Source organism: Frankia sp. AgB1.9 (assembly GCF_016786355.1).
Classification (GTDB): Bacteria; Actinomycetota; Actinomycetes; order Frankiales; family Frankiaceae; genus Pseudofrankia.
Genome location: NZ_JADWYX010000071.1, coordinates 21,306 through 27,305 on the forward strand (window position 1 = coordinate 21,306; position 6,000 = coordinate 27,305).

Consider the following 6,000-nt stretch of genomic DNA (forward strand, 5'->3'; position numbering starts at 1 on the left):
GGACAACCGACGCGGTCACACCGGCTTCCGAGGCCACACTGCTAGAGGTCACACTGCTAGCGGGTCACCCGGGGCGACAGGTCCCAGTCAGACGTTAGTCCGGACGCGCCGGAACGGCGAACCTTACGCCCCCGGACCGGCTGCGGCGACGCCAATCGAAACCCCGGGGAAACGCCGGGGCGCGGCACCGGGACGGGGCTCCAGCAGGGTCGCTCTGACGCACCGCTACCCGCGGGTTCGATGTCCTAAGCTTCCGACATGCGGGTCCACGTGGTGAGCGACGTCCACGGAAGGGCCGACGCGCTGCCGGCCGCGGCCGAGGGTGCCGACGCGTTCATCTGCCTGGGCGACCTGGTGCTGTTCCTGGACTACCACGACCACAGCCGCGGGATCATGAGCGACCTCTTCGGCGCGGAGGCGGTCCGGCACATGATCGAGCTGCGGACCGCGCAGCGGTTCGACGACGCGAGGGACTGGTCGCGCAAGCTGTGGGCCGGGGTCGAGGGCGACCGTGCCACGATCATGGAGGCGGCCATCCGCCGCCAGTACGCGGCGATGTTCGCCGCGTTCCCCACCCCCACCTATCTCACCTACGGCAACGTCGACCTGCCGCACCTCTACCCGGAATACCTGCGCGACGGGCTGACCCTGCTCGACGGGCAGACCGTCGAGATCGGCGGGCTGCGGTTCGGCTTCGTCGGCGGCGGGCTGCGTACCCCGATGCGGACGCCATACGAGATCGACGACGACGAGTTCGCCACCAAGGTGGCGGCGGTCGGCGCGGTCGACGTGCTGTGCTGCCACATCCCGCCGCACGTGCCCGAACTGGTGTACGACGTCGAGGCCGGCCGGTTCGAGCGCGGCAGCGAGGCCATTCTGGAAGCGATCCAGGAGACGCAGCCGAAGTACGCGCTGTTCGGCCACGTCCACCAACCGCTTGTCGACTCTTTGTATATTGGCGCGACGCGCTGCGTGAACGTAGGGCATTTCAACGCCCATGGCACGCCCTTCGTGTTGGAGTGGTAGGCACCGCGAGGTGCGATGATGTCCGCCTCGGTCGGCTGAGACTCGGTCGGCCGGGACAAGGCGCGGGCCATCGCCGTCTCCGGAGCCCTCCAGGGGCCGAACCGAGGGACGTGCGATCGTGGGAACTGTCGTGCGTTCGGGGCCGTCCACGAGTGCCGCCCAACAGGTGCGATCATCTGTCTGATCGCACCTGAGGTGGCCCTGGCCAAGCGTTGGGGATGTCGTTGCCGGGGGGCCGGATCAGCCCCGGGCCGATCTGGAGGTACCGACTGCGATGGCCGATCACGCCAGCGCCTCGATCGTCATCAACGCCAAGCCCACGACGGTGATGGCGACGATCGCCGACATCGCGAACTATCCGACGTGGGTCGGTCAGATCGAGCAGACCGAGATTCTGGAGGTCGGGCCCGACGGCCGGCCGACCAGAGCCCGCTTCCGGGTGAACGCCGTGATCGCCAAGGACGAGTTCGTCACGGACTACACCTGGCACGGCGACGACCGGGTCTCCTGGTCACTCGTCGAGGGCGAGATGATGTCGGCCCAGGACGGCAGCTACACGCTGCGCGACGTCGGCGACGGGCAGACCGAGGTCACCTACGACCTCACCGTCGAGCTGAAGGTCAAGATTCCGGGGATGCTGCGGCGCAAGATCCAGGGCGGCATCATCGACGCCGCGCTCAAGGATCTCAAAAAGCACGTCGAGAGCTGAGGCCGGTGTGCACGATGCCTCCGAACGGCCTGCACGGCTGGCCGACGACGGCCAGCCTGCCAGCCGCTCCGGCCGGGCCTCCGAGCGGCCCGCACGCCTGACCGAGGACGGCCTGTCGGCCGGCCGCTCCGCCCGGGCGGTGCTGTTCACCGGCAAGGGCGGTGGCGGGACCACGACGGTGGCGGCCGCGACCGCCACGCTCGCCGCCCAGCGCGGCCATCGGACGCTGCTGGTCTCGTTCAACCCGGTCGGTGGGCTCACCGCCACGCTCGACCATCCGGTGGCCGGCGAGCCGGTCGAGCTGGAGCCTGGCCTGTTCGGCCAGCAGGTCGACCTGCAGGGCTCGTTCGAGCGGCGGTGGGATGCGCTGCGCCCGCTGCTGGACGTCGCCTGGGCGCACGCCGACATCGACCCGATCGAGGCCGAGGAGCTCGCGGGGCTGGCCGGCGTCGGCGAGACGCTCGCCCTGCTGGAGCTACGCGACCAGCTCGCCTCCGACCGCTACGACCTGGTCGTCGTGGACGCCGGCCCGGCGGCCGACGCGCTGCGGCTGCTGGCGTTCCCGGAGACCCTCTCGTGGTACTGCCGGCGGCTGCTGCCACCGGACGGCCGGTTCGTCCGCTGGATTCGGCCCTCGCTGGCCCGGTCCGCGCGGCTGGCGACCCGGTTCGGCCATCTGGCCGAGCCGGTCTACGACGTGCTGACCCGGCTGCGGGCCACCGCGGCCGACCTGCGCGAGATCCTCACCGACCCGGCACAGACCAGCGTGCGCCTCGTCCTCACCCCGGAGACGGCCTCACTCGCGGTCACCCGGCAGATGTTCACCGCCCTGTCCCTGCACGGCCTGCCGGTGGACGCGGTGATCGCCAACCGGGTGATCGGGCCGGGCGGCGGCGACGTCTGGCGGGCCGGCTGGGCCGCGTCGCACCGCGAGCAGCTCGAGCAGATCGAGGCCGCGTTCGCGCCGCTTCCAGTGCTGCGCGCGGCCTACCGCGGCGGCGAGCCGGTCGGGTTGGAGGAGCTCGCCGCGTTCGGGGCCGCGGCCTACGGCTCGCTCGACCCGGCGGGGGTGCTCGGCACCCGCGCCGGCGTGGACGGCGAGACGCCTCGGGTGGAGCGGACCGAGGACGGCTACGCCCTGTCGTTCGGGGTCCCGTTCGCCAACCGCGGCGACGTGGACCTGGCCCGGATGGGCGACGAGCTGGTCGTCACGGTCGGCCCGCACCGCCGGCTGCTGGCGCTGCCGGCCGCGCTGCGGCGCTGCGACGTGAGCGCCGCCTGGTTGCGTGACGACCGTCTGGTCGTGTCGTTCGTCCCCGACCCGGACCAGTGGGTCCGCGCATGACGGACGAACACGTGGCGCCGGAGCCCGGCTCGCTCGCGCAGGAGGCGGCGCTGCTGGCGGCGGCCGTCCGGGAGTGGCTCGGCGCCCACGGCGGGCCGGACGCCCCGGCGGCGCCCGCGGGGTGGGACCCGTTCACCACCGGCGAGACCGCCGACGAGACGGCCGGCGAGGCTCCTCCCGCCGGCGGCTTCCACGGGCCGCCCTGGACGGTGCCGCCTGGCGCGACGCTTTGCACCGGCTGCCCGCTTTGCCGGCTGCTCGCCACCGTCGCCGGCAGCAGAGGCGAGGTCATGAGCCATCTGCTCAGCGCCGCCACCTCGCTGGCGGCGGCCGCGCGCGCGGCCTGGCCGCCGGCGGACGGCGCACCCCCGGGCCCGGCAGCGTCACCGGACCCGCCACGACAGCCCACGCATCGAGCCCGGTCCGACCGCGACCGGGTACAGAGGATCGACATCAGTGAGTAGTTCCACCCACTCAGGCCCCACCCGCTCCGCCGCTTCGACCGCCCCGCCGACACGTCTCGCGATCGGGGTCGACGTCGGGGGAACGAAGGTCGCCGCCGGCGTCGTCGACGAGCGAGGTCACATCCTCGGCTCGGTGCGCCGGCCCACGCCGGGCCACGAGCCGCGGCTGGTCGCGGACACGATCGCGGAGGTCGTCGGCGAGCTGCAGGTCCGCCACGCCACCGGGCCGGCCACGCCGATCGGCATCGGCGCCGCCGGCTGGCTCGACCGGGACGGGGCACGGGTGATGTTCGCGCCGAACCTCGCCGGCTGGCGGGACGAGCCGCTGCGCGACATCATCTCCGCCCGGCTGGGCCGGCCGGTGGTCGTCGACAACGACGCGAACACGATGGCGTGGGCCGAGTACCGGTTCGGGGCCGGCCGCGGCTGCACCGAGCTGTGCTGCGTCACCGTCGGCACCGGGATCGGCAGCGGGCTCGTGCTCGACGGCAAGGTGCGCCACGGCGCGTTCGGCGTCGGCGCCGAGTACGGCCACATGCAGGTGGTGCCGGCCGGCCTGCCGTGCGGCTGCGGCAGCCAGGGCTGCTGGGAGCAGTACGCCAGCGGGCGGGCGCTGGTCCGCCAGGCCCGCGAGATCACCGGGACCTCGCCGGAGGCCGGGCGAAGCCTGCTCGCGCTCGCCGGCGGTGACCTGGCCCGCCTGACCGGGCCCGACGTGACGGCGGCGGCTCGTGACGGCGACCCGGCGGCGGTGAAGTGCTTCGAGGAGGTCGGCCACTGGCTCGGCCAGGGCCTGGCCAGCCTCGCCTCGGTGCTGGACCCGGCCCGGTTCGTCATCGGCGGCGGTGTCTCGGACGCCGGTGAGCTGCTGCTCGGCCCGGCCCGGGCCCAGTTCCGCTGCGCCCTCGCCGGCCGGGGCCACCGCCCCGAGGCCGAGATCGTCCTGGCCGAGCTGGGCCCCGACGCCGGTTTCGTGGGCGCCGCCGACCTGGCGCGCGCCGGTACCGTCGGCCGCGCCTGACCAAGATCCCGCCGGGGCCGAGCCGGCGCCCGCCGTCAGCCGGGCTCGGGGGTCGGGGTGAGTAACTCGACCAGGACCTTGGTCAGCAGGTCCCAGCGCCAGGTCAGCTCGACCCAGGCACGGCCGGCCGCGCCCATCGAACGGCACCGGGCCGGGTCGTCGAGCAGCCCGGCGACGGCGTCGGCGATGTCGTCGAGCTGCCGGCCGTCGACGACGAGCCCGGTGCGGCCGTCGAGGACGGCGTCGGGCGCGCCACCGCTGTCGCCGGCGACGACGGGCAGTCCGGTGGCCGACGCCTCCAGGTAGACGATCCCGAGGCCCTCGACCTCCAGGCCGGCCAGCCGCGACCGGCAGGGCATCGCGAAGATGTCGCCGGCGGCGTAGTGCGCCGGCAGTTCCTCCCAGGGCACCGAGCCCGTGAACACCACGTGGTCGGCGACGTCGTGCTCGCGGGCGAGCCGGCCGAGGTCGGACCGGTACGGCCCGCCACCGACGAGGAGCAGGGCCGTGTCCGGGTAGCGCCGCCGCCAGCGGGGCAGCGCCCGGATCAGCATGTCCTGGCCCTTGCGCGGCACCAGGCGGCTGACGCAGACGACGACGCGGCGCCCGGTCAGGCCGTGTCGGGCCCGGATCTCGTCCCGGCCGACCCCGGGGCGGAACAGCTCCGCGTCGACCCCGCTGGGCAGCCGCTCCAGGCGCGGGCGCGGGCCGAAGGCCGGGCCGATCCGGCCGCGGGTGTAGTCGCCCAGGTAGGTGACGACGTCGGTGGTGGCGCCGATCTGACGCAGCGTCTGGCGGGCTCCCGGGAGCGCGGCCCAGCCGACCTCGTGGCCGTGGGTGCTGGCGACGACCCGCTCGATGTCGGTCGACGCGCGCAGCCGGCCGCCGAGCAGGCCGAGCGGGGCCGCCGCGCCGAACCAGAGGGCGTCACACCGCTCAGCCCTGGCGATCTCCCGGGCCCGGTTCAGCACGCCGACGGTCGGCAGCATCAACGACGTCCCGTGCCGGACGACCTGGAAGTCCTGCGCCGCGTCGAACGCCTCGGCCCCCTTCCACGCGGGTGCGTAGACGACGACGTCCTCGGCGGGCAGCCGGCTCGCGAAGTTGTGCACGAACGCCTGGATGCCCCCCGGCCGAGGCGGAAAGTCGTTGGTCACCACGAGCACCCGCATGGGCCCATGCTCCCGCACCGGCAGAGTGTGCCGATCGCCCGCCCCGTTTGCCTCGGGTCCAATGGCCTCCGGCCCGGCCGCGACGGCGGGGCCGCTCAGTCCCCCGACGGCACGCCCAGCACGGTCGTCAGGTAGGCACGCCAGTCGGCGACGAACGCTGACCAGCCCATTCCGGCGTCTGCTCGCATGGCCTCCGGCCCGGCCGCGACGGCGGGGCCGCTCAGTCCCCCGACGGCACGCCCAGCACGGTCGTCAGGTAGGCA

Annotated in this window: 6 protein-coding genes; 5 read left to right on the top strand and 1 reads right to left on the bottom strand. The window is 74.1% G+C overall.

The genetic code is table 11. The annotated features are described in order from the left end of the window. Nucleotides 1-258 precede the first annotated feature (258 nt). From I6A60_RS25510 to I6A60_RS25530, 5 genes are all read left to right on the top strand, one after another. Entirely contained in the window at nt 259-1,026 is a 768-nt protein-coding gene (locus I6A60_RS25510; RefSeq protein WP_203022069.1) for a metallophosphoesterase, read from the top strand. A gap of 274 nt (nt 1,027-1,300) precedes the next feature. Continuing rightward, nucleotides 1,301-1,735: an SRPBCC family protein gene (locus I6A60_RS25515; RefSeq protein WP_013422986.1), complete on the top strand. Its 435-nt coding sequence runs from the start codon at nt 1,301-1,303 to the stop codon at nt 1,733-1,735. A 7-nt stretch (nt 1,736-1,742) separates the two neighbouring features. Beyond that, complete coding sequence (locus tag I6A60_RS25520; protein WP_307873863.1) at nt 1,743-3,080, top strand: ArsA family ATPase; 1,338 nt, start codon at nt 1,743-1,745, stop codon at nt 3,078-3,080. Continuing rightward, nucleotides 3,077-3,544 (top strand): hypothetical protein, encoded by a 468-nt coding sequence (locus I6A60_RS25525; protein ID WP_203022068.1) that lies wholly within the window; start codon nt 3,077-3,079, stop codon nt 3,542-3,544. The genes I6A60_RS25520 and I6A60_RS25525 overlap by 4 nt, the downstream gene beginning before the upstream one ends. Continuing rightward, on the top strand, nt 3,537-4,565 hold the full coding sequence (locus I6A60_RS25530; RefSeq protein ID WP_203022067.1) for an ROK family glucokinase: 1,029 nt from the start codon (nt 3,537-3,539) through the stop codon (nt 4,563-4,565). The genes I6A60_RS25525 and I6A60_RS25530 overlap by 8 nt, the downstream gene beginning before the upstream one ends. Before the next feature lie 35 nt (nt 4,566-4,600). Here I6A60_RS25530 and I6A60_RS25535 read toward each other — a convergent pair whose 3' ends face one another. Continuing rightward, the gene (locus tag I6A60_RS25535) at nt 4,601-5,737 is read right to left on the bottom strand and encodes a glycosyltransferase family 4 protein (protein ID WP_203022066.1); all 1,137 of its coding nucleotides are present in this window, start codon (nt 5,735-5,737) and stop codon (nt 4,601-4,603) included. Nucleotides 5,738-6,000: the final 263 nt, after the last annotated feature.

Coding starts and splice junctions, on each gene's coding strand:
- I6A60_RS25515 (WP_013422986.1), top strand. CDS start 1,301: ATGGCCGATCACGCCAGCGCCTCGATCGTCATCAACGCCAAGCCCACG.
- I6A60_RS25535 (WP_203022066.1), bottom strand. CDS start 5,737: ATGCGGGTGCTCGTGGTGACCAACGACTTTCCGCCTCGGCCGGGGGGC.
- I6A60_RS25525 (WP_203022068.1), top strand. CDS start 3,077: ATGACGGACGAACACGTGGCGCCGGAGCCCGGCTCGCTCGCGCAGGAG.
- I6A60_RS25510 (WP_203022069.1), top strand. CDS start 259: ATGCGGGTCCACGTGGTGAGCGACGTCCACGGAAGGGCCGACGCGCTG.